The sequence below is a fragment of the Brachybacterium sp. GCM10030268 genome (genome assembly GCF_042666305.1).
Lineage (GTDB): Bacteria > Actinomycetota > Actinomycetes > Actinomycetales > Dermabacteraceae > Brachybacterium.
The window spans coordinates 42457-63739 of sequence record NZ_JBHTCW010000014.1 but is presented as its reverse complement, the minus strand read 5'-3'; the positions used below and the strand labels follow the sequence as shown (position 1 = coordinate 63739).

Genomic DNA, 21283 nt, shown 5'->3' with positions numbered 1-21283 from the left:
CCGCGCCACCATGGCGCCATGAGCAACGACGCCTTCGTGCCCCACCCCGACCGCCTGCTGCCCGCCGATCCCACCGTCCGGGACCTCGCGCGCGGCCTCTACGAGCAGATGAAGGACCAGCCGATCGTCTCGCCGCACGGCCACGTCGATCCGCGCCTGCTGCTCGAGGACGAGCCGTTCCGCGATCCCACCTCGCTGTTCATCACCCCGGACCACTACGTCAACCGGCTGCTGCACGCCCGCGGCGTCGACCTCGCGGACCTCGGCGTCGGCCGCGGCCCGCTGGAGGAGAAGGACTCCCGCGCCGCCTGGCACCTGCTGGCCACGCACTGGCATGCCTTCGCCGGCACCCCCTCGCGCTACTGGATGGAGCACGAGTTCCACGACGTCTTCGGCCTGGAGACCGTGCTCTCCCCGGCCACGGCCGATGCGATGTACGACGAGATCGCCGACAAGCTGACCCGGCCGGAGTTCCGCCCGCGCGCCCTGTTCGACCGCTTCCAGATCACGGTCATGGCCACCACCGACGATCCGGTCGACGACCTCGCCCCCCACGACGCGCTCGCCGCCGACGACGCCTTCACCGGCCGCGTGATCCCCACCTTCCGGCCGGACAAGTACCTCGAGCCGGCCCGGGCCGACTTCGTCCAGCTCACCGACGCCCTCGGTGCCGCGGCCGGCGTGGACACGAGCACGTACGACGGCCACTACGAGGCGATGCGCATCCGCCGCGAGTACTTCCGCGACCACGGCGCCGTCTCCTCGGACCACGCCCACATCGACCCCGGCACCGCGCGGCTGGAGGAGAACGAGGCCCGCCGCCTCTACACCGCCGCCCGCGAGGGCCGCATCGACGAGGACTCCGCCGTCGCCCTGCGCCGCCACCTGCTGGCCGACCAGGCGCGCCTGGCCGCCGACGACGGCCTGGTGCTGACGATCCACCCCGCCGTCCTCCGCAATCACCACCAGGCCACCTTCGAGCGGTTTGGGCCCGACGTCGGCTTCGACATCCCGGTGCCGGTGGACTACGTCCACTCCCTGGCCCCGATGCTCAACGACGTCGGCCTCAGCCCGAACTTCCGCACCGTGCTGTTCACGATCGACGAGACCGTCTTCTCCCGCGAGATCGCCCCGCTGGCCGGCGTGTACCCCTCCGTCTACGCCGGCGCCCCGTGGTGGTTCATCGACGCCCCCGACGCGATCCTGCGCTACCGCCGCGCCGTCTCCGAGACCATCGGATACTCTCGCACCAGCGGTTTCATCGACGACACCCGCGCGTTCTGCTCGATCCCGGCCCGGCACGACATGGCCCGCCGGCTGGACGCCACCCACCTCGCCGGCCTGGTCGCCGAGCACCGGATGCGCCACGAGGACGCCGCCGAGCTCGCCGTGACCCTGCCCGAGCAGCAGCCCCGGGACGTCTTCCGTCTCGGACCGGCCGCTGGAGAGGACCCCTCCTGATGTCTCAGCCCATCCCCGCCACCGGTGCCGCCGCCGCGACCGACGAGGGCCGCCTGGTCCACCTCGGCATCGGCAACTTCGCGCGCGCCCACACCCTGGTCGCCACCCAGCGCGCCGGCAACTGGTCGGTCAGCGCCTTCACCGGCCGCTCCGCCGCCATGGCCGACGCCCTGAACGCCCAGGGCGGCCGCTACGGCCTGATCGTCCGCGGCGCCGAGGGCGACGAGGTGAGCATCGTCGACGTCATCGACGAGACCTACCCCGCCGACGACGTCGACGCCCTGGTGCGCCTGCTGGCCGACCCCTTCACCGCCGTGGTCACCCTGACCATCACCGAGAAGGGCTACGCCGCCGGCACCGACCCGGCAGTGTCCGTCCCCGCCCGGATCGCCCTGGGCCTGAAGGCCCGCCGCGAGGCCGGCGTCACCGAGCCCATCGCGCTGGTCTCCTGCGACAACCTCAGCGGCAACGGCGAGGTACTGCGCGCGGCCGTGCTCGCCGCGACCGACGAGGAGACCCGCACCTGGTTCGAGGACCACGTCGATGTCATCTCCTCGATGGTCGACCGGATCACCCCGTCGGCCGACGACGCCGCCGGGGACCTCGTGCTGGAGCGCACGGGCCTGCCGGACACGGTTCCGGTGGTCACCGAGCCCTTCACCGAGTGGGTGCTCGAAGACCGCTTCCGCGGCCGCCGCCCCGAATGGGAGAAGGCCGGCGTCCAGTTCACCGACGACATCGGCCAGCACGAGCTGCGCAAGCTGCGCCTGCTCAACGGCGCCCACACCCTGATGGCCTACGCCGGCCAGCTCGCCGGCTGCGACCGGGTGGACGAGGCGATCGGTCACCGCGAGGTGCGCGCCCTGGTCGAGCGGCTCTGGGACGAGGCCCGCTCCACGCTGCCGCTGCCGCCGACCGACCTCGATGCCTACACCGCGGCCCTCGAGGAGCGCTTCCGCAACCCGCGCCTGGCGGACAACCTGATCCGTATCGCGGCCGACGGGTCGGCCAAGCTGACGGTGCGCGCCCTGCCCGTGATCGCCGAGCGCGGGGGCCCGGAACAGGCCCCCGGCGAGGTCGCGGCCGTGGCCGCCTGGACCGCCTGGGTCACCGAGCGGATCCGCGCCGGCGAGGAGGTCAAGGACCCCCGGGCCGACGAGATCGCGGCCGCTGCGCAGCTCGACAAGGACGCCGAGCGGGTCACCGCCCTGCTGGCCCTGCTCGACGTCGCCGCCGACGATCCGCTGGTACCCGCCGTCCTCGCCCAGGAGATCCGCCTCCCGCGCCCCTGACCCGGCCAGCACCGGTTCCGGGCCGTTGGCCCCGGCCGGCCCGGCCCTGTTTCCGGTCGTCTGGCTCAGCTACACCTTTTTGCCAGTCAGCCAGCCAGTCAGCCAGCCAGCCAGCCAGCCAACCGGGCAGCCAACCGGGCAGCCGGGCCCGGCTCAGCCAGCCAGCCGGGCAGCCGGGGGCTCAGCTGGGCCCGGCTCAGCTGGGCCCGGCCCGCCTGGCTCAGCCGGCCTGGGCGGAGGCGATCGCGTCGCGCACCGAGCCGTCGTGCTGCTCGAGCAGCTGTGAGGCCTCATCGACCGGGACGTCGGCCAGGGCGGTGACGATCGCGGTCTTCAGATCCCCGCCGGTGTTCTCGAGCAGAGCCCGGGCCGCGGCGTCCTCCAGTCCGACGGCCTCGCGCAGGATCCGCACGGTGCGCTCGCGCAGCTTCGCGTTGGTGGCCACCACGGAGACCATGAGGTTCTGCCAGGTCCGGCCCAGGGCGATCATGGTGGCCGTCGAGAAGCCGTTCAGCGCGAGCTTCTGCGCCGTGCCCGCCTTCAGCCGGGTCGAGCCGGTGACGACCTCCGGACCGGTGTCCAGCAGCAGATGCAGCTCGGCATGCTCGGCGAGCGGCGCGCGGGGGTTGCTGGAGATCAGGGCGGTCAGTGCCCCGGCCTCCGCGCCCGCTTCGAGGGCGCCGCGCACGTAGGGCGTGGACCCGCTCGCGGCGATCCCGATCACCACGTCGTCGGCGCCCAGCCCTTCGGCGTCGCGCCGTCCGGCCTCGGGGGAGTCCTCGGCGTTCTCCACGGCGCTGACCAGTGCCTCCGGCCCGCCGGCGATGTGGCCGACGATGCGACCCGGTTCGAGCTGGAAGGTGGGCAGCAGCTCGCTGGCATCGAGCACGCCCAGGCGCCCGGAGGTGCCGGCGCCGAAGTAATGCACGGTGCCGCCGCGACGCATCCGCTCCGCCGTGGCATCGACCAGTCGTGCCAGGTCCGGCAGGGCGGCGTCGACCGCGTCCACCGCCAGGCGGCTCTCGTCGTTCAGCAGCCGCAGCACCTCCTGGGTGGGCAGGTCGTCGAGGGTGCTGCTGCGGGGATTCCTCTGCTCCGTGGGCGGCAGGGCGGAGGAGTCTCCGCCGCCTGGCGGCGTGGGTCCCGGGGCGCTCGGGCGTGGAGTGGTCATGGTCAGCGGGTCCTGTCCTCGGAGGTGGGCGCATCGGCGGGCGGTGGCCCACCGGCCGCGGGGGTCCCGGTCGGGCCGTGGCCCGCCGGCTCGAGCGGTGCCGGCCGCGGGGGATGAGTGAGCGAGAGCAGCCCGCCGACGATGCAGGTGACGATGACGCCGAGCAGCGGGTACCACTGCCAGGCCACCCACACCTCGCCGGTCACGTACTTCTCCATCACGAAGAAGAAGGCGTTGACGGCCACGGCGAGCACGAAGGCGATATTGGCGTCGCGCTTGTCGGCCCGCTTGTTGACGATGCCGAACACGAACGCGCCGAGCAGCCCGCCGTAGGTGATGCCGGCGACGCCGAGGGCGAGCACGACGATGTTGCCCTCGTCGGAGCGGAAGAAGGTCGCCGGGGCGATGAAGGCCAGGCCCCAGCCGATGGTGGCCCAGCGGCCCACCCGCAGCCCCTGCTGGTCGGTCAGCGGGGTGCGACGCAGCCGCCCCACGACGTCGGTGACCGTGGAGGAGGACAGCGCCGACAGCGACGAGGACAGGGTCGACATCGCCGCGGCGAGGATCCCCGCCAGCAGCAGCCCGGAGATGCCCGTCGGCAGACCCTCGACGATGAACAGCGGGAACACCTCGTCGTCGCGGGTCAGGCCCATCTCCTGCGGGGTGGCGTGGTCGTAGTAGCCCCACAGGGCGAGGCCGACGACGAGGAAGATCGCGAACTGCACGAAGACCATCACCCCGGACCAGATCAGGGCCTTCTGGGCCTCGAGCTTGGAGCGGCAGGTCAGCAGGCGCTGGACCACGAGTTGATCGGAGCCGTGGGAGGCCATCGCGAAGATCGCGCCGCCCAGCAGGGAGGGGATCAGGGAGGCGTCGTCGCTGAGCGGGTTGCCGGCCAGCACGAACATCTGCGTCTTGCCGGCCTCCGCGGCGTCCCCGAGCCATCCCAGGCCCAGGGTGGAGGTGACCACCACGATGGTCAGCAGGCCGCCGGCGACGTACAGCAGCATCTGGACCACGTCGACCCACACCACGGCCTTGATGCCGCCGATGAACGTGTAGGCGATGGTGACGACGGCGAGGACGACGGTGATCACGAAGTAGTTCGTGTGCAGGCCGAGCCCGTCGAGGATGACCTTCAGCGGGATCGCGGCGGCCAGCACGCGGATCCCGTCGGCCAGCAGGCGCGTGAACAGGAACGTCACCCCGGCGGTGGTCTGGGTACTCGATCCGAAGCGTTTGCCCAGGTAGGCGTAGGCGGTGACCATCTCGCCGTCGTAGTAGCGCGGCAGCATCACGAACGCGACGACGATGCGGCCGACGATGTAGCCGATGCCGAGCTGGAGATACGAGATGTTCCCCAGGTAGCTCATCACGGGGATCCCGATGACGGTCAGGGCGCTGGTCTCCGTGGCGACGACGGAGAGGCACACGGCCCACCAGGGCAGGTTGCGCCCGCCCAGGAAGTAGTCCTTCAGGCCGGACTGGCGCCCGCTGAGGCGCAGTCCCAGCCAGGCCGTCGCGACCAGGTACGCGACGATGACCAGGAGGTCGAGGATCTGCATGTCAGGTCTCCTGCTGAGGGGTCGGGGACGTGGGGGAGGGGATCGGGGCGGCACCGGGGGAGGAAGCGGGGTCACGGCCGGCGCCGGTGCCAGGTGCGGGAGCGGAGCCGACGACGCGCAGGCGCCGGGGCGACCGTGGCAGCGGGTCGGGCAGCTGCAGGGGCCTCGCGCCGGGGCTGAGGCGGCCGGCGATGGTGGCGTGGGAGGCGCCCGTGGCCGAGGGGAGGGTGCCGGGCAGGCCGTGCCAGGTCAGCCAGCCCAGCAGCGCCATCAGGCAGGCTTCCTTCGCCCCCTCGGGCAGGCCGAACGCCTCGTCGGTGGTGGCCAGCGAGACGCCCTCGCCCAGTTCGGTGTTCAGGGCGTCCATCAGCACGGGATTGCGGGTCCCGCCACCCGAGGCGACCACCGCGGTGACACCGTGGCTGCGGCAGGCGTCGGCCACGGTGCGGGCGGTCAGGGCGGTCAGTGTCGCCATCACATCGAGCCCGCTCACGTGCGGATGGGCGCGCAGGCGCTCATCGAGGTAGTCGGCGTTCAGCTGCTCCTTGCCGGTCGACTTCGGCGCGGGCCGGGAGTAGTAGGGGTCGGCGAGGAAGTGGCTCAGCAGGTCCTGGTCCACGGTGCCCTGGGCCGCGAGAGCACCGTCGGCGTCGCAGTCCAGGCGGCCCTCGCTCAGGCGCGAGGCCATGAGATCGATCAGGGCATTGGCGGGGCCGGTGTCGAACGCGATCGTCTCGCGACGGGCGGCCACCACGGTGAGGTTGGCGATCCCGCCCAGGTTCAGCAGGGCCGTCGGCTCCTCGGTCCCGGCCAGCAGCAGATGGTCGAGGATGCTCACCAGCGGCGCGCCCTGCCCGCCCGCGGCGACATCCCGGGAGCGCACGTCGCTGAGCACCGGCGCGCCGATGCGCTCGGCGATCCAGGCGGACTGGCCGAGCTGGAGCGTCGCGCTGACGCGACCGTCGGCGACGTCGTGGCGGACGGTCTGGCCGTGGGAGACGACGAGGTCGCAGGTCAGGCCGGTGCTCGCGCACAGCTCCTCGACGGCCCCGGCGCACATCTCGCCCAGCCGGGCATCGACGCTGCTGACCAGCGACAGCGGCACGTCCGACGGTGCCAGCAGGCGCAGGATGTCCGCGCGCAGGCCGTCGGCGAAGGGGACCTCGCGGGAGGCGAGCAGTTCCATCGCCAGGTTGTCCGGGCGCCCGTCGGAGAGGTGGAGATCGACGAGGGCCACGTCCAGGGCGTCGGCGGAGGTGCCTGTCATCAGGCCGGCGATGATCACGGGTGCTGGCCTTCCCATGCCATGGTGATGCTCCTCTGCGTCCCTGCCTGCGCATGAGGCAATCGGGCGCCCTGCAGGCTACCGGTTTCCGTGCCCCGGGCGACGCTCATTCTGCGGCGCCGCCGTCACTCCGGAGGCTGCCCGCCGGCTCAGGCCAGGTCGGCCAGCTTCTCGAAGCGCTCGAGCCGCTCGCGGTAGTAGTCGGTGTGCGCGGAGACCGGTTCGACGCGGCGCAGCACCGGGACCTCGGCGATGTCGGTGCCGGGGGCGGCCTCCTCGAGGGCCATCACCGCGGCGCCGCGCATGGTCGAGCGGGAGACGGCGACGTGGTCGATCGGGGCGCCGAGCGCGTCGGAGAGCAGATGCAGCCAGCCCGGGACCGCCTCGGTCATGCCGCCGGACAGCACGATCCGCTCGGGATCCCCGCTGGCCTCGCGCAGCTGGTCGGCGATGCGCAGGAAGGTCAGCGCCACCCCTTCGAGCGCACCGCGCAGCATGTCCTCGGCGGTGGTCGAGGCGCTGATGCCCGCGAAGATCGCCCGTGAGGAGCCGCGCCACTTGGTGCCGCGCTCGCCGGAGAGGAACGGGATCACCAGCGGGGTGCCGGCCTCGGGCGGGACGGAGAAGAGCGTCTCGGTGTCGGTCTCGGTGATGTCGGTGGGGATGGCGAGCTGGGTGCGTGCCCAGTCGAGCACCCGCCCGCAGTCGCTCATGGCGGAGCCGACGAGGGTGCGGCGGTCATCGACGCGGTACGCCCACAGCCCGCTGGGCAGCGCCTGGATCTCTGTGTCCAGCAGCTGGCGGATCGCGCCGGAGGTCGCGGTGGAGATGCCCCAGATGCCGGTGCCCAGGGCGCCGATGCCCATGTTCGCGGCGAGGCCGTCCCCGATCACCGGCAGCCACACGGCTCCCTTCAGCACCGGGAACTCCTTGGCCAGCGGGGTGCCGGCGACCGGCAGGGCGTCGGACGGGTTCAGCGGGGTGCCCATCTTCTCGGCATCGACCCCGCCGGCCTCGAGCAGCTCGGGCACGTACTCGCCGGTGCGGCGGTCGATCATGCCGGACCACGCGGCCGAGGCGGTTCCCAGTGCCGGGGTGCCCAGCAGCTTGAACGCCACGTACTCGCCGAGCGCCATGAAGTGCGCGGTGCGGGCGAACACCTCGGGGTGCTCCTCACGCAGCCAGGCCAGGCGCGGGACCGTGTAGGAGGAGTGCAGGCGGGCGCCGGTGCGCTCGTGGAGGGCCTCGATGTCCAGGGCGTCGGTGAGGGTCGCGACCTGGGCATGGCAGCGGGTGTCCGCGTAGGTGATGCACGGGGTCAGCGCTTTGCCGTCGGCGTCGACCGCGATCAGCGAGGACGCGAAGGTGTCCACGCCGATCCCGCAGATCTCGCCGGGCAGCGAGCCCTTGAGCACTGTGCGCAGGGCGGTGCGGATCTCGTCGACGATCTGGTCCGGGTCGATGATGCTGGTGCCGTCGTCGCGCACCGTGAACGAGTGCGCCTCCTTGTGGGTGCGCTTGGCGACCTCGCGCCCGCTGGCGTCGTAGACGGCGGCGCGGGAGCCGCCGGAGCCGACGTCGAGGCCGACGACCAGGGGGCCCTGCGCGTCGTCGGTGGGAACGTTGAATCGAGGCACGGGGTTACTCTCCTGCGGGGTCGGAAGCATCGCCCGCGCCGAGCCGGGCCGCGATGCCGCGAACTGACCGCCGAGCGCAGGGGCGTCGGACCCAGGATAGGTGGCGGCGGCGTGTGGCCGCTGGCGCGGCCACGGGTTGCCACGCTGACCGCCGTGAGGGCGCCCGTCGCACTGGCGTCGTCCCGTCCCGCTGGTTCCGCTGAGACCGCTCTGTCCCGCGGGTTCTAATCGGTCCCGGAACGGTCCTCGACCGGCGCGGTGAACTGGTGTTCGGTGCCGTCGGCGAACGCGAGGGCGACCTCGACCTCATCGCCGGGCTGGAGGGGCTCGGTGAGATCCGTCAGCATGAGGTGGTTCCCGCCGGGCTCGAGCACGAGCTCCTCTCCCGCGGGAAGCGGGAAGCCGTTCTCCTTCACCGGCATGCTCTGCCCGTCAGAGCTGCCGGGCGCGTCCGCGTGCAGCTGCACCTCGCCGGCGGCGGGGCTCGAGGCCGCGACCAGGACCAGATCCCCCTCGGTGCCGTTGGTGAGGGTCCCGAAGACCGCGCTCTGAGACGGCATGGCTCTCGCCCAGGGGTCGTTGACCGAGAGCGTTCCGGATCCGGCTCCGCCGGAGTCCGATACCGAGGTCTCTCCGGTGGTGCCCTCGCCCTCACGCGGAGCGCCCGCATCGCCGCAGGCCGCGAGCGTCCCGGCGGTGACGGAGAGGGGGAGGAGGGACAGCAGAGCCGTCCGGCGGGACAGGCCGGTGCGGAGCCGGTGGGCGCGAGGGGGAGGCACCGTCCTATTGTGCTCCCCCGGGCGCCCGAATCGCGAAGCGTCCGACCTGACTCCAAGGCGTGACCTCTGGGTCGCGGGGAGCGGCGCCGCATCGTGCCCGAACGCGGTGTGGGACGTGGCGGCTCAGCCCCCGGGAGCCGACGCCGCAGCGGGCTGGTCCGTGACGACAGCCGCTACCGGCGGTCGCGGATCGCGTCGATCGGTCGACGTGCTGCCCAGGTAGATGACTCCCGGGATCTCCTCGGCGCGCATCGCGGCGACCGCGTGGATCCGCTCGACGATGTACTGCACGGCCGGGTTGCGCGAGGTCGCACGGCGCACCTGCACCCGCAGCCGGCGCCGCGGTGCGGGCGGATCGAGGGGGATCGCGACCACGTCGGGGCGCATGTCCCGCGCGATCACCGAGGGCTGCACGCTGACGTAGTCGCCGCTGGCGACGAAGCCGAGCACGGTGGAGTAGTCGTTGGGATTGACGTCCACGCGAGGGGAGAATCCCGCGGCGCGGCACGCCGAGCAGATCCGGTCGAACCAGTACGAGTCCAGCGGGTCGTCGGTCACCCACGCCTCGTCGGCGAGCTCCTTGAGCAGCAGCGAGGGGCGCCCGGCGAGCGGATGGCCCGCCCCCACCAGGGCCACGTACCCCTCCTCGAGGATCTCCTGGTACTCCCATTCCGCGGAGGGCCTGGAGGGTGCCTCCCCGTCGCCGACCACGATGTCCAGCCCGGAATCCTCGAGGACGCCGTCCCCCTGGCAGTCGCGCAGGGTGAGGTCGAGGCCGAGGTCGGGGTACCGGCGGCGCACGTCACGGGCGAGTTCGGGGATCCAGTCCCCGGCGATCGAGGTGGCGTAGCCGAAGCGCAGCCTGCCGATGCGACCGGAGCGGAGGTCCTTCGCGGTGCGCTCGACGGCATCGAGCGCGTCCAGGGCCGGCCCGGCCTCGTCGGCCAGGAGCCGCGCGTGCGCCGTGACGTGGATGCCGCGACCGGACCGTTCGACCAGTTCGAGGCCCGTCTCCCGGCGCAGGCTCGTGAGGTGCTGGCTGATGGCCGACGGGGTGTAGCCCAGCGCCTCGGCGCTGGCACGGATGCTGCCGGTCTCGACGACCGACCGCAGGACGCGGAGCTTGACGGGATCGAGCATGCCCTGACCGTACCGCGATTCAGCGGCACTGAACAGTAGGGTGCGAATCATCGCTTGTCCTGAACCGTCGCCGGGCTGAGGATCATGGCATGACCTCAGCACTGATCGGCATCGGCCTCATCCTTCTCATCGCTCTGATCACCGCGGTGCTCGGCACCGTGACCCGACTGCTGGCCGGCGGCATCGACGGCCCGGACGCCTCCCGCGGGGCGCCCCTGACCCTCACCGAGCGGATCGCCCGCGGCGACGAACGGATCGCCCGCGACCTCCGCCCCGACGAGACGCACCCCGTCGCCCGGACTGCCGAACGCGACGCGACGACGCGGGCGGTCGCGGCCTTCGGCCCCGACAGCCGCCAGGAGCTGGCCGTGCGCCACCCCGAGATCGTCGTGCCCACCCTGCGGTGACCGCGGCCGCCGGCACCAGCGCCGATAACGCTCGGGGCCGGCATCCGCCACGGCCCCGGGCGCCGACGGCGCCGGTCGTTCAGCTCTGTGCCGCCGGGCCCGGTCCGAACCGGGGCGCGGGCAGCGGGGGAGCGGTCGCGGCAGGGTGCTGCTCGAGCCGGGCCAGAGCCTCGGTGACCCCGCGCTCGATCTGCGGGTCCTCTCCGGCGACCCACGCGTTCGGCGGCAGCGGCACCTCGATGTCGGGCTCGACACCGTAGTTCTCGATGCCCCAGCCCTCGCCCTCGAACCAGCTGGCGTACTTGGGCTGGGTGATGCCGGTGCCGTCGACCAGGTCGAAGCGGCCGTCGATCCCGATCACGCCGCCCCAGGTGCGGGTGCCGATGATCGGGCCGATCTCCATCGCTCGGGAGACGGCGCCCACGATGTCTCCGTCGGACCCCGCCTCCTGGTTGGTCACCAGCACCACCGCGCCGCGCGGTGCGAACTGCGGGTAGGTGCCCGGCCTCTGGTGGCGCGGATAGTCCCAGGACAGCACGCGACGGGCGAGGCGATCGGTGACCAGCTGCGAGGTGTGCCCGCCGCTGTTGTAGCGCACGTCGACGACCAGGCCCTCCTTGGTGGTCGCCTCACGCAGGTCGCGGTGCATCTGCGCCCAGCCGGAGGAGACCATGTCGGGGATGTGGAGGTAGCCGAGGCGGCCGCCGGAGAGCTCATCGACCAGGGCGCGGCGCGATGCGACCCACGCCTGGTAGCGCAGCTGCGAGTCGTCGGCCAGGGGGAGGACCGCCACCCGGCGCTCGGCGCCGTCACGGGCCAGCACCAGCTCCGTCGGCCGGTTCGCCGAGCCGATCAGCAGGGGCTGGACGCCGTCTGGGCCCACCTCCCGGCCGTCCACGCGCACGATCGCATCGCCCACCTCGGCCGCCACGCCCGGAGCCAGCAGCGGCGAGCGGGCCTCGGGATCGGAGGAGTCTCCGGGCAGGATCGAGGTGATCACCCAGCGACCCTCGCGCTGCTCGACATCGGCTCCGAGATAGGCCGGGAGCATCGGCGGATCCGCCTGGTAGACCCCGCCCATCACGTAGGCGTGGGACGTGCCGAGCTCGCCCAGGACCTCCCACATCAGATCCTGGAAGTCGTCCTCGGTGACCAGTCGCTCGATGACCGGGTCGTACCAGGAGGTCATGGCGTGCCAGTCCATGCCGTCCATGTCGGCCCGCCAGTACTGCTGGGCCATGATCCGGTAGTTGTCCCAGAGCATGCCGCGGCGCTCGGCGACCGGGTCGACCGTCAGTCGCAGGCGGCCGGTGTCGATCGGGATGCGGGCCGGGTCCTCGTCCTCCACCTTGCGGTTCGAGGGGACCTTCACCCAGCTCTCGCCCTGCTTGATGACCAGGGACTCCCCGTCGCCGGAGACCGCGAGATCGGCGACCCCTTCGGCCAGCACGGTCAGCTTGCGATCGGCCAGGCTCCAGTGCTCGAGCGTGGGCCCGGGCTCCTCGCCCTCGACCCCGGCGCGCGCGGTGCCGAGCACGCCCTGCTGGGGATGGCGCAGCCATACGAAACCGCCGCTGACCGCGGTCAGGTGCGAGTACGTGCCCGAGACGACGGGGAACGGCACCAGGCGGTCCTCGACGGCGTCGAGGTCGACCCGGGTCGCCGGGGCCCTGTTCGCGTCGTCGGCCCCGGCCGGAGCGGTCGAGGTCGCCGGGTGCGAGCCATCCCCGGCCGACGGGGTATGAGCGGGCCGGGCCGCGGCGGGTCCCTCGGCATGCGGAGCCGCCGTCCCGTCGGCCTGTGCGGCGGGCTCCTCGCCGCCCCAGCCGTCGGGCAGCGGCCCGAACGGGTCGGCGGTGCTGCGTTCCAGCGGGATCAGGAAGGGGCGCTCGGCGTTGACGAAGCCGAGGTCGAAGACCATGTCGTCGTAGACGGTCTCGAAGGTGCGCATGGACAGCAGCGCCAGGTGCTTGCCGTCCGCGCTGAAGGCGGGCGCCGAATCCTGGTACTTGCCCGAGGTCAGCGCGCGGCCGGTGGGCTCAGGATCCTCGGTGTCCGAGATCATCAGGCGGCTGAGCATCCACGAGTTCGGCTCGGTCCACACCAGCCAGCGACCATCCGGCGACCAGGCCAGATCCGCGACCTCGCCGCCGCTGGAGCGGCCCACCTCGCGCACATGGTCCAGGTGCGGCACAGCCGGCGCCGCCTCGCTCTCCTGCTCCCACGGGGAGACGGCGCCTGTGCCGGAGCCACCCGCGCCCGTGGTGTTCGTGCCCGCGCCCGCGCCGCCGGCACCGGTGACACCCGAGGTCGCCGCGCCCGTGGAGGTCGTGGCGGGGTCGACCAGACCGCGCAGGGTCACCAGGCGCACCACGTTGTCGTGGCTGGAGATCGCGATCTTGGACCCGTCGGGCGAAGGGACGGCGTGCAGGATCCGGCCCACGTCGCCCAGGTCAAAGCGGATCTCCTCGCTGCCGCCGTCCAGCCGGGACAGAGCCAGCACATCCGAGCCGACGCCGCCGTGCTCGCGGTCCGAGAGCGCCTCGGCGTCGCTGACCATGAGGGCGAAGGGGGAGCGCCCGAGGGGGCGCACCTCCCGGATGCGCACGCCGTCGGCACCCGCGAGCAGCCGTGCCGGGCCGCCGCGGTGGGTGAGGGCATGGGCGCTGCCGCGCCACTCGACCACGCTCGAGCGGGCATCGTGCACCGGCCGCACGGCCAGCAGGTTCTCGCTCGGCGAGACGGGCCGGGGGACGCGGGACGCGCCGACCCCGGAGGCGAGGATCTCGACCTCGCGCGGCTCGGCCTGCAGCGAGTCCAGGGCGAACAGGCGGCCGCGGGAGGAGTACACGATGGTGGTGCCGTCGGTCGCGGGCTCGCGCAGGTAGCCGTCCTCGGCCTGCAGCGAGGTGTGGACCTGCAGGTCGGAGCCATCCGCTGCGACGGACCACAGATTGGCCGTGGCGCGGTCGTGACGGGCCGCTCCGGGCCCGGGGGTGTCGGAGGCGAAGATCAGCCGGTCGCCGTACCAGGCGATGCGCGTCTTGGAGGCGAGGATGTCCGCCAGCAGCGGCTCCCAGGAGCGTGCGGCGTGCGCGGCGGCCGGCGCACCGAGGGCCACGTCCTCGTGCGAGATCCACAGCTTCACCGCGGTCTCGCCCTGGTAGTGCTTCCAGCCGGCCTGATCGCGGCGCCACGGGGTGGCGACCACGGTGGGGCCCGACAGGTGGATCGCGACCTCGCCCGAGCGGCCCAGCGGCAGCAGCTCGGCCTGCCCCTCCAGATCGACCGCCCACAGCTGCGCATCCCGCGCGACCGGGGCGTTGTAGCTGCTCGAGGCGACGATGCGGCCGTCGGGAAGCCAGCCGACCACCTTCGTCGAGGGCCGGCCCCACGTGGTCAGGCGGCGCGGGGTGGTGGATCCGTCGGCCGAGACCACCCAGACCTCGGGGCCGCCGGAGGTGCGGGAGGTGTAGGCGACGTGGACGCCGTCGGGCGAGAACCGCGGATAGGTGACGGGGGCGCCCTCGTCGGTCAGTCGCCAGGCGCGGCCCCCGGCCAGGGGCGCGAGCCACACGTCGTTCGCGGCGGTGAAGACGACGGTGTCGCCACGGACATCTGGGTGGCGGAGGTAGGCAGCGTGGGCAGGCGTCGATGACATGGTCATCAGCCTAAGTGTGAGCGGCGGCGCAGGGGCGTGCTCAGCCGAGCGCGCCGGCGATGACGCCGTTGGCCCGGTGCAGCGAGATCGCGAGATCGGCGCGGCTGACGGACTTCTCTCCCGCCCAGACATCCTCCGCGAGAGAGGCGGGCACCATGCCCGCTGCCTCGAGCCAGGCCACATCGCGGAGCGTCGAGGCCGATTCCGGGGCTTCCGGAGCCTCCGGCGCCTCGGGCAGCGATGTCGCGGCCGACGGATCCCACGTTGCTCCGTATCCGGCCAGGGCCGGGCGCAGCAGCGCCGCCAGCATCCCGGCGACGCAATCGCGGGTGGCGTCCTCCTCAGGGCGGACGCGCAGGTCGGGGTCGCCCCACACGGCGCCGCGGCCGTGCAGCCACAGCAGCGCGGTGGCGATCTCGACGTCGTCCCCGAGGTCGGTGATCAGCGCCGGCGCGGTCTCCCGCGGCACGGCCGGGGCCCCGGCGAATCGGTGCAGGGCCAGGGCCACGGCGCCGCGGGTGAGCACAGCATCGGGGGAGTAGGCGCCGCTGCCATCGGCGGGCTGGACGCCGGTCTCGTGGGCCCAGCGCATCGCCTCCAGGCCGGGCGCGTCATCGGGAACGTCGGTGAACGGGCTGGTGACCGGCGCGTTGCCGGCTCCGGCGCCTGCGGAGGCCGAGGTGGCTCCGCCTGCGGTCCGGCTCAGCAGTGCCCCGGCGGTCACCGAGCTGCCGATGGCCGCCGCCGCGGTGCCGGCGACCAGGAAGGCCCGGCGGCGCAGGTCGCGGCGGGGAGCGGCGCCCCGGACCACCGTGGACTCCGCTGGTGTGATGGCGGCGGGCGGAGAGGTCGGGACCGGATCGGGCAGGCGGTCGGCGGGGGCATGAGTCGATGCCGCAGCGGCGGAGGCGTCGTTGGGGGCCGGGCGGGGCACCCGGTCCTGTCGCAGGCGCGGGGCAGGCGGTCGTCTCACAGCCACTGCAGCTCCCGCATCCGTTGCAGGATCGCCCAGCTCACGGCGAGATTTCCCCAGCCGTTGAGGTGGATGCCATCGGGTGCGCGGAGCTCCGGCGGGGCCACGTGCATCTCGAGCGCACCCTGAGTGCCCGCCTGCTCGAGCAGGCTCAGCGGGGCCAGCGGCGGGCAGCACAGGCCCTCGGCCGAGGTGAGGAGCATGGCGAGGTCGAGGAAGTGGTCGCCGTAGCGGCGCTGCTGCTCCTCGTTGACGGCGAGCACCGCCTCGGCCGTGTCCGAGCCGACCGGATCGTAGGCCGTCGGCCACTGTCCCAGCACCAGGGTGTCGTGCTCGGGATCGTCGGCGGCGTCCCACATCCGCTGGGTGTCCTCGAGGACCCCGTCGACGTCGAGAATGTTGTTCTTGCCCATCCACAGCACCTGGCGGGATCCGGCGGCCACTTCGGCGAGGGAAGAGGTGAAGACGCCATCGGTGACCGGAGAGGTCGGATCCTCGGGCGTGAAGAACCAGGTGCCGCTCGAGCCGTCCAGCTCGCCCGGCACGCCGTCGACCGTGCCCGGGATGCGCAGCGGCCCGGCCGGGGCGAGCCCGGAGTCGAGCTCGGCGCGCACGCGTCCCGTACCGGCTTCGGGGCTGCCGACGCAGGCCAGCCGCGGGGTGTCCAGGCCCCGCATCAGCAGGGTGTGCGGGGACCTGGTGGCGCCGACCCCGAAGCAGTGGACGCTCGCGGGCGCGGCAGCCAGCGCCAGGTGCTCGTGGATCCGGACGGTCAGCGGCGTGCCCTCGTAGCCGCGCTCGGAACTCATCGAGGACGAGCCCCACAGCGTCAACGGGCGCGTGGTCTCCGGGGCGAGCAGGTGGCGGGATGCCTCGGTGCCGGGAGCGGACTGGTGAGGCTTCGCGGGGAGGGGTGCGGCAGGCGCGGCCGGTACGGCGGCGATCTGCGGCGCGGGCATCGCGGTCCTCCGAAGGCGGTGCTGAGCGAGCGCCCCGATCAGCACCCGCGGACCTTCACCTTACGGGAGAACCGGTCATCCCGGCAGGGGTCGGCGGTGTGATCCGGCCGGGAGCCGACGATGCCGCGGAGGCGCGAGCCGGGGCGGCTCGGACGGTGCGGCTCGGACGTGTGGCCAGGCCGGGCCGTGGAGGCGGCGAGCCGGGGCCCTCGACAGCGTCAGGTGACGGGGTCGCCGGTCACCGGCCCCTCCGTGTTCGGCTTCCACCCCAGGTCAGGAGCGACATGCTGAGCGAAGCTCTCCAGGATGTGCAGGTTCAGCTCGACTCCTGCCTGCGAGGGGATCGTGAGCATCAGGGTGTCCGCGGACTGCACGGCGGCATCGGCCTTCAGCTCCTCGATCAGCTGATCCGGCTCGCCGACGAACGTGCGGCCGAAGGTGGAGCGGTGCCCGTCGATGATGCCGATCTGATCGGCACCGTCCCCGGGGCGCATGCCGAACATCAGCCGGTCCTGATCGGTGACGACGGGGAAGACGCTGCGGGAGACGGAGACGCGGGGTGCGTGAGTGTGGCCGGCGGCGCGGAAGGCAGTGCGGAACCGCTCGATCTGCTCAGCCTGGAGGTCGGCGAACTGGGCACCGGTGGCCTCGGTCAGCAGTGTGGAGCTCATGAGGTTCAGGCCCTGGCGGCCGACGTTCTCCGCACTGTCCCGGGATCCGGCGCCCCACCAGATGCGGCGGACCAGATCCGGGGAGTAGGGCTCGAGCCGCAGGTCGGCGCCGGGGGTGACCGGGGCGCCATAGGGCTGCTGGGCGGCGCGGGCCATCGGTTCGCCCTGGATGGCCTGCATGAACAGGTCGAACTTCTCGCGGGCGATGTCCGCCCCACGCGGGTCGGTGGACCCGGTGTAGCCGAAGGCCTCCCAGCCGCGGTCGGCCGGTTCGGGGCTGCCTCGCGAGACGCCGAGCGCGACCCGGCCGTCGGCGATCAGGTCGAGAGCCGCCGCCTCCTCGGCGAGGTACAGCGGGTTCTCGTAGCGCATGTCGATCACGCCGGTGCCCACCTCGATCCGCTGCGTGCGGGCGGCGACCGCCGAGAGCAGGGGCATGGGGGAGGCGGACTGCGGGGCGAAATGGTGGACCCGGAAGTAGGCGCCGTTGACGCCCAGCTCGTCGGCGCCGACGGAGATGTCGATCGCGTCGTGGAGCATCTGGCGGGCGTCGAGGCCGCCCGCACCGGGGCCGTTGCCGTAGTGGCCGAAGCTGAGGAATCCGAAGGCTCGCATGATGGCTCCAACGCTAGGCGGTTATTGAATGCTCCACAACCCGTGGCGGTGTCATAGACAGTGCGGAAAGCCCGGAGCCCGGCCCCGGAGCGCTGAGCCGGAGCCGTGGGCTGTGGCCCCTCGGTCTCAGCGCTCCTGTTGCCCGCCGACAACGATCGCCCACAGCACGCCGAAGCGATCCTTGACCTGTCCGTAGTGGTCACCCCACGGTGCGGGCTCGAACGGCATGACCAGCTCGGCACCCGTCGAGGTGAGCTTCTCGATCAGGGCCCGGCCCTGGCCGACCGACTCCAGGCCGATCAGGTACGAGTACACGTCCGACTCCAGCGGGGGCAGCTCCTCGCCGGGTGCGGTGAGGGCGTCGCCGCCGGCCAGGGTGACCAGACCGCCGTGGAGCTGTGCGTGCGCGATCGATCCGGGTGGCGGAGTGAACGGAAATCCCGAAAGGTCCGGGAAATCGTCGTAGGTCATGATCTGGAGCTCGCCGCCGAACACCTCGCGGTAGTACTCGAAGGCCTCACCGGCGTTCCCGGGGAAGGTGATGTAGGGGCTGAACTGCGGAGCTGCCATGGCGATCTCTCCCGGACGTCTCGTGCCTCAACTGGCGGGGCGGCGCCTGCGCTGCGGTGCGCGGCCGTGTTCAGTGTGGCACGGGGTCGTGATGGAGCCCAGGGTGACCAGGCGGGGCGCCGGGACACCACCGGCAGGCATGCCGGGTAAGGGGCACGCAAACTGGCGGGGCGGTATGTCGGTGGGCGGCTCTCACACTGGCTGGGCGGCAGGCCCGGCGGGCAGCAGAAACGGCGACTGGCAAAAAGGTGTAGCTGAGTGGCACCTGACCCCTCCCAGGGAAGGGGAGATGCCACTCAGCTACAGGTTCGTGCCACGGGTGGTTGCCGAAACTGGGCACGTCGGGGCAGGGTAGGCCGGGATTGGGCAGGCAGGGGAAGGCACGGGCAGGACGGGCCCGGGCAGGCAAGGAGGGGAGGGTGTACTGGGTGCGTTGGGCGACTGAGTGAGCCAGGTACAGGGGTCCGATCCGATCGGCTCAAGTCACCGAGAGGTCGCCCGGGATGCCGGAACGGCGGTGTTCGCCGCGACGCACGGCCTCCAAGACCAGGTCAAGCGTCGCCTCCCAGTCATCCATGATCTGGTGGTAGCTCAACCTGATCACCGTCATCCCCAGCGCTCGAGCGGCGAGATCTCGGCGGCAGTCCTCCTCGACTTGCTTGGGCGAAGAGTGGAACGCGGTGCTGTCGCATTCGATGATCAGCATCTCCGACGAGGAGATCCACTCGACCCACGGTCGGCACGTCGGCTTGCGCACGAACGCGGATGCCCTGCGGGAGAGAGCTCTATAGACGCGGGTCTCGGTCCCCGACTGGGCTCCGCGGCGGAGCGGCAGGATGGCCCTGCGCTTCCGTTCCGAGATCCCGGCCAAGGCGTCCTCCACATCGGTCTCGTCGATGAGACCCCGGTTCAGGCCGGACTCGAGTGTGATGGCTACGCCTTCCGTATCCAGGCAGGCAGTGGGCGCAGTGCTCGAGCGCCAGCTCGAGCGGGAGCACTGGATGCCGATCGGGCCACGTCCATGGCGGTGGGGAGTGCAGCAGAACGGATCCATCGATCCCAGCCGGTCCCCCTCTGCCTCCCGTGCGGAGCTTCGCCTCATGCAGCTTCTCGGAGGTGGGGACCCAGAACCCATAAAGCTTCAAGGCATCCACACAAGTCAATCGGTGTCCCCGCTGGAGCGCACTGATCACTCTCGGTGGCGTGAGCACGGAGCCGTACCACCCCTGGCCACAGCGAAGCAGTCGACCCGTACGGAGGTCCCGCTCGATCTGTCGCCGAGAGAATCCTTCGGCTATCAGCTGAGCACGCGTGCGGATGTGAGTATCGGGAGGTCTCACGCTGAGTGTCATACCGGCACGATGGCTACGATCCGGTTCTCGTTGTACTGGGCGGCAGATCACTGTGGAAAGGCGGCCACCGGGGAGGAAAGGCCCAGCGGGTAGGCCGGTGGCCAACCCGTGGCTAGGGGCGCGGCCGTGGAGGTGCCCCGGGGGGGGCGGCCTGGTGGTGGCGAAGGGTGCCTGGGGGAGGTGGCAAAAAGGTGTAGCTGAGCGGCATGTGCCCCCTCTGAGGGACGGGTAGATGCCACTCACGGGTGTTGTCAAGCTGGTTGGAGTCAGTCGCTGTTCTGGGTCAGGCTGTTTGCACGAGGTGGTTGATCCCGACCGTCGCTGGTGGGGACGGCGTTTTGGGTTTTGCTCGGAAGCGCTCGGGATGGGACTCGTAGTACCGTTGTAGGGTCGCCTCGCGCCTTGCCCACACTGTGCGCCATGTACCAAAGTGCACTTGCGACGGCGTGAAGTGGGCGACGCCAGAGTGGTACTGCTGATTGTTCGCCCACACGGTATATGCGTGGTCGAACTCACGAGCGTTCTGCAAGCTCTCGAAATACTCCGGGTATGACGAGCGGCTTTTCATTGTACTGAACTCGGCCTCAGAGTACGGGTTGTCATTGGAGACATATGGCCGACTATTGCTGGCCCCGATGCCGCGCTCATCGAAAAGGTTCATGAGCGCGGTTGACTTCATTGCCCCACCGTTGTCTGAGTGGATCACTCGAGGGGCGCCCTCCCTTGCGATGGCTTCGGTGAACATTTCAACGGCGTGACATCCTGCCGAGTCGATCTCAACTCGACTCGCGATGCGATACCGGGAGAAAATGTCAATGACCGAGTACATTTTGAAGGTGATGCGGGAGTAGGTTGATTTCAACTCGGTGATGTCCCAGCTCCACGCCTGCCCGGGCCCAGATGCCACGACGACCGGTAGCTGCCTCGAGTTCCGGGGGCGGTTCGAAGTGTCGGCCCCGACCTCTGGTGGACCGGTGAGCTTGCCTCCGACGCGATGCCAGGTGCTCTGACTGCCGTGCATGCGCCCCTCGTCCCAGGTGCTGTAGTACGCCTGCTGGACCGAGAGTCCTTCGCCGCGAGCGGTGTCTATGCGCGAGCTGATCGCCTCGCGCTCCTCTGTGGAGACCCGATTGGGGTAATGACGCTCGCGTTGATGGATGGGAGAGACTTTGGGAGGACGCGGGTTAATCCGGTAATGCCACGTGCTCCGACCCAAGCCGGTCAGCTTTAGAGCTTGTCGCTGAGAACCGTAAAGTCTTGTCAGCTCTCTGACGAGTTGGTTTTCGTGGTGGAGGAACCGTCGGGACTCGTCGCTTCCGGGCTGCCGTCTGGCCTCTGCGCGCTGTAATTGTGCAGAAGCCCGATAGCTTTTCCCAGAGCGTCATTCGCCTCTCGCAGACGCTTGTTCTCGTCTTCGAGTTCACAGACTCGCTTCTCAGTGTTTCGAAGGGAGTGTTCGTGCGCCATTCGCCTACGCTCCTTGATCGAGGTTGAAGGGCTGGTGTCATCACGAGGAATCAAACCTCGAGACAGATCTCCGTCATGAACAGAGCGGCGCCAGCGGCGAAGTTCACCTAACGAGAAGGGTTGCGCTTTCACCCACTCCAACTTCGCGCCGTGAGGAAGGCACTCGTAGTAGTAAACCATCTCACGGATCTCGTCCTCGGTATAGCCGGGGCTGATCGACACGGGCTTCTCCTCTTCTGACGCGGCTACACCGCGGCTACGCCTCCATGACTCACAGC

17 protein-coding genes are annotated in these 21283 nt (G+C 71.4%); 3 read left to right on the top strand and 14 right to left on the bottom strand.

Translation table 11 applies throughout. From position 1 onward, the window contains the following. The first annotated feature begins 18 nt into the window (after nt 1–18). Both uxaC and ACFQRD_RS15475 read left to right on the top strand, forming a co-directional pair. Nucleotides 19–1461 (top strand): glucuronate isomerase, encoded by a 1443-nt coding sequence (uxaC, locus tag ACFQRD_RS15480; RefSeq protein WP_377017737.1) that lies wholly within the window; start codon nt 19–21, stop codon nt 1459–1461. Then, entirely contained in the window at nt 1461–2753 is a 1293-nt protein-coding gene (locus tag ACFQRD_RS15475) for a mannitol dehydrogenase family protein (protein WP_377017735.1), read from the top strand. The genes uxaC and ACFQRD_RS15475 overlap by 1 nt, the downstream gene beginning before the upstream one ends. Nucleotides 2754–2973: 220 nt before the next feature. On the opposite strand, the gene murQ is transcribed toward ACFQRD_RS15475, so the two are convergent. The 6 genes from murQ to ACFQRD_RS15445 form a co-directional block, all read right to left on the bottom strand. Next, the gene (murQ, locus tag ACFQRD_RS15470; RefSeq protein WP_377017733.1) at nt 2974–3924 is read right to left on the bottom strand and encodes an N-acetylmuramic acid 6-phosphate etherase; all 951 of its coding nucleotides are present in this window, start codon (nt 3922–3924) and stop codon (nt 2974–2976) included. Nucleotides 3925–3926: 2 nt separating this feature from the next. Beyond that, nucleotides 3927–5489, bottom strand: a complete 1563-nt coding sequence (locus ACFQRD_RS15465) for a sodium:solute symporter (protein ID WP_377017731.1) — start codon at nt 5487–5489, stop codon at nt 3927–3929. 1 nt (nt 5490) lies between these two features. Further along, the gene (locus ACFQRD_RS15460) at nt 5491–6792 is read right to left on the bottom strand and encodes an anhydro-N-acetylmuramic acid kinase (RefSeq protein ID WP_377804735.1); all 1302 of its coding nucleotides are present in this window, start codon (nt 6790–6792) and stop codon (nt 5491–5493) included. Nucleotides 6793–6923: 131 nt separating this feature from the next. Beyond that, nucleotides 6924–8411 carry a gluconokinase gene (locus ACFQRD_RS15455; RefSeq protein ID WP_377804734.1) on the bottom strand — a complete coding sequence of 496 codons (1488 nt, stop codon included), beginning with the start codon at nt 8409–8411 and terminating at the stop codon, nt 6924–6926. A 224-nt stretch (nt 8412–8635) separates the two neighbouring features. Further along, a complete protein-coding gene (locus tag ACFQRD_RS15450) occupies nt 8636–9190 on the bottom strand; it encodes a copper chaperone PCu(A)C (protein WP_377804733.1) in 555 nt (184 codons plus the stop codon). Between the two features lie 123 nt (nt 9191–9313). Beyond that, nucleotides 9314–10330, bottom strand: a complete 1017-nt coding sequence (locus ACFQRD_RS15445) for a LysR family transcriptional regulator (protein ID WP_377804732.1) — start codon at nt 10328–10330, stop codon at nt 9314–9316. Between the two features lie 89 nt (nt 10331–10419). On the opposite strand from ACFQRD_RS15445, the gene ACFQRD_RS15440 reads away from it, so the two are divergent. Next, nucleotides 10420–10737 (top strand): hypothetical protein, encoded by a 318-nt coding sequence (locus ACFQRD_RS15440; RefSeq protein WP_377804731.1) that lies wholly within the window; start codon nt 10420–10422, stop codon nt 10735–10737. A 79-nt stretch (nt 10738–10816) separates the two neighbouring features. On the opposite strand, the gene ACFQRD_RS15435 is transcribed toward ACFQRD_RS15440, so the two are convergent. From ACFQRD_RS15435 to ACFQRD_RS15400, 8 genes are all read right to left on the bottom strand, one after another. After that, nucleotides 10817–14398, bottom strand: a complete 3582-nt coding sequence (locus ACFQRD_RS15435; protein ID WP_377804730.1) for a S41 family peptidase — start codon at nt 14396–14398, stop codon at nt 10817–10819. 40 nt (nt 14399–14438) lie between these two features. Further along, complete coding sequence (locus tag ACFQRD_RS15430; protein WP_377804729.1) at nt 14439–15332, bottom strand: S-layer homology domain-containing protein; 894 nt, start codon at nt 15330–15332, stop codon at nt 14439–14441. Between the two features lie 35 nt (nt 15333–15367). After that, nucleotides 15368–16330 (bottom strand): hypothetical protein, encoded by a 963-nt coding sequence (locus ACFQRD_RS15425; protein WP_377804728.1) that lies wholly within the window; start codon nt 16328–16330, stop codon nt 15368–15370. A gap of 218 nt (nt 16331–16548) precedes the next feature. After that, entirely contained in the window at nt 16549–17616 is a 1068-nt protein-coding gene (locus tag ACFQRD_RS15420; protein ID WP_377017712.1) for an LLM class flavin-dependent oxidoreductase, read from the bottom strand. 126 nt (nt 17617–17742) lie between these two features. After that, a complete protein-coding gene (locus ACFQRD_RS15415; RefSeq protein WP_377804727.1) occupies nt 17743–18186 on the bottom strand; it encodes a VOC family protein in 444 nt (147 codons plus the stop codon). Nucleotides 18187–18664: 478 nt separating this feature from the next. Further along, nucleotides 18665–19240: an endonuclease domain-containing protein gene (locus ACFQRD_RS15410; protein ID WP_377804726.1), complete on the bottom strand. Its 576-nt coding sequence runs from the start codon at nt 19238–19240 to the stop codon at nt 18665–18667. Nucleotides 19241–19821: 581 nt separating this feature from the next. After that, nucleotides 19822–20559, bottom strand: coding sequence for a transposase (locus ACFQRD_RS15405; protein WP_377804725.1), 738 nt, complete (start codon nt 20557–20559; stop codon nt 19822–19824). Nucleotides 20560–20798: 239 nt separating this feature from the next. Then, the gene (locus tag ACFQRD_RS15400) at nt 20799–21227 is read right to left on the bottom strand and encodes a hypothetical protein (RefSeq protein WP_377804724.1); all 429 of its coding nucleotides are present in this window, start codon (nt 21225–21227) and stop codon (nt 20799–20801) included. Nucleotides 21228–21283 lie beyond the last annotated feature (56 nt).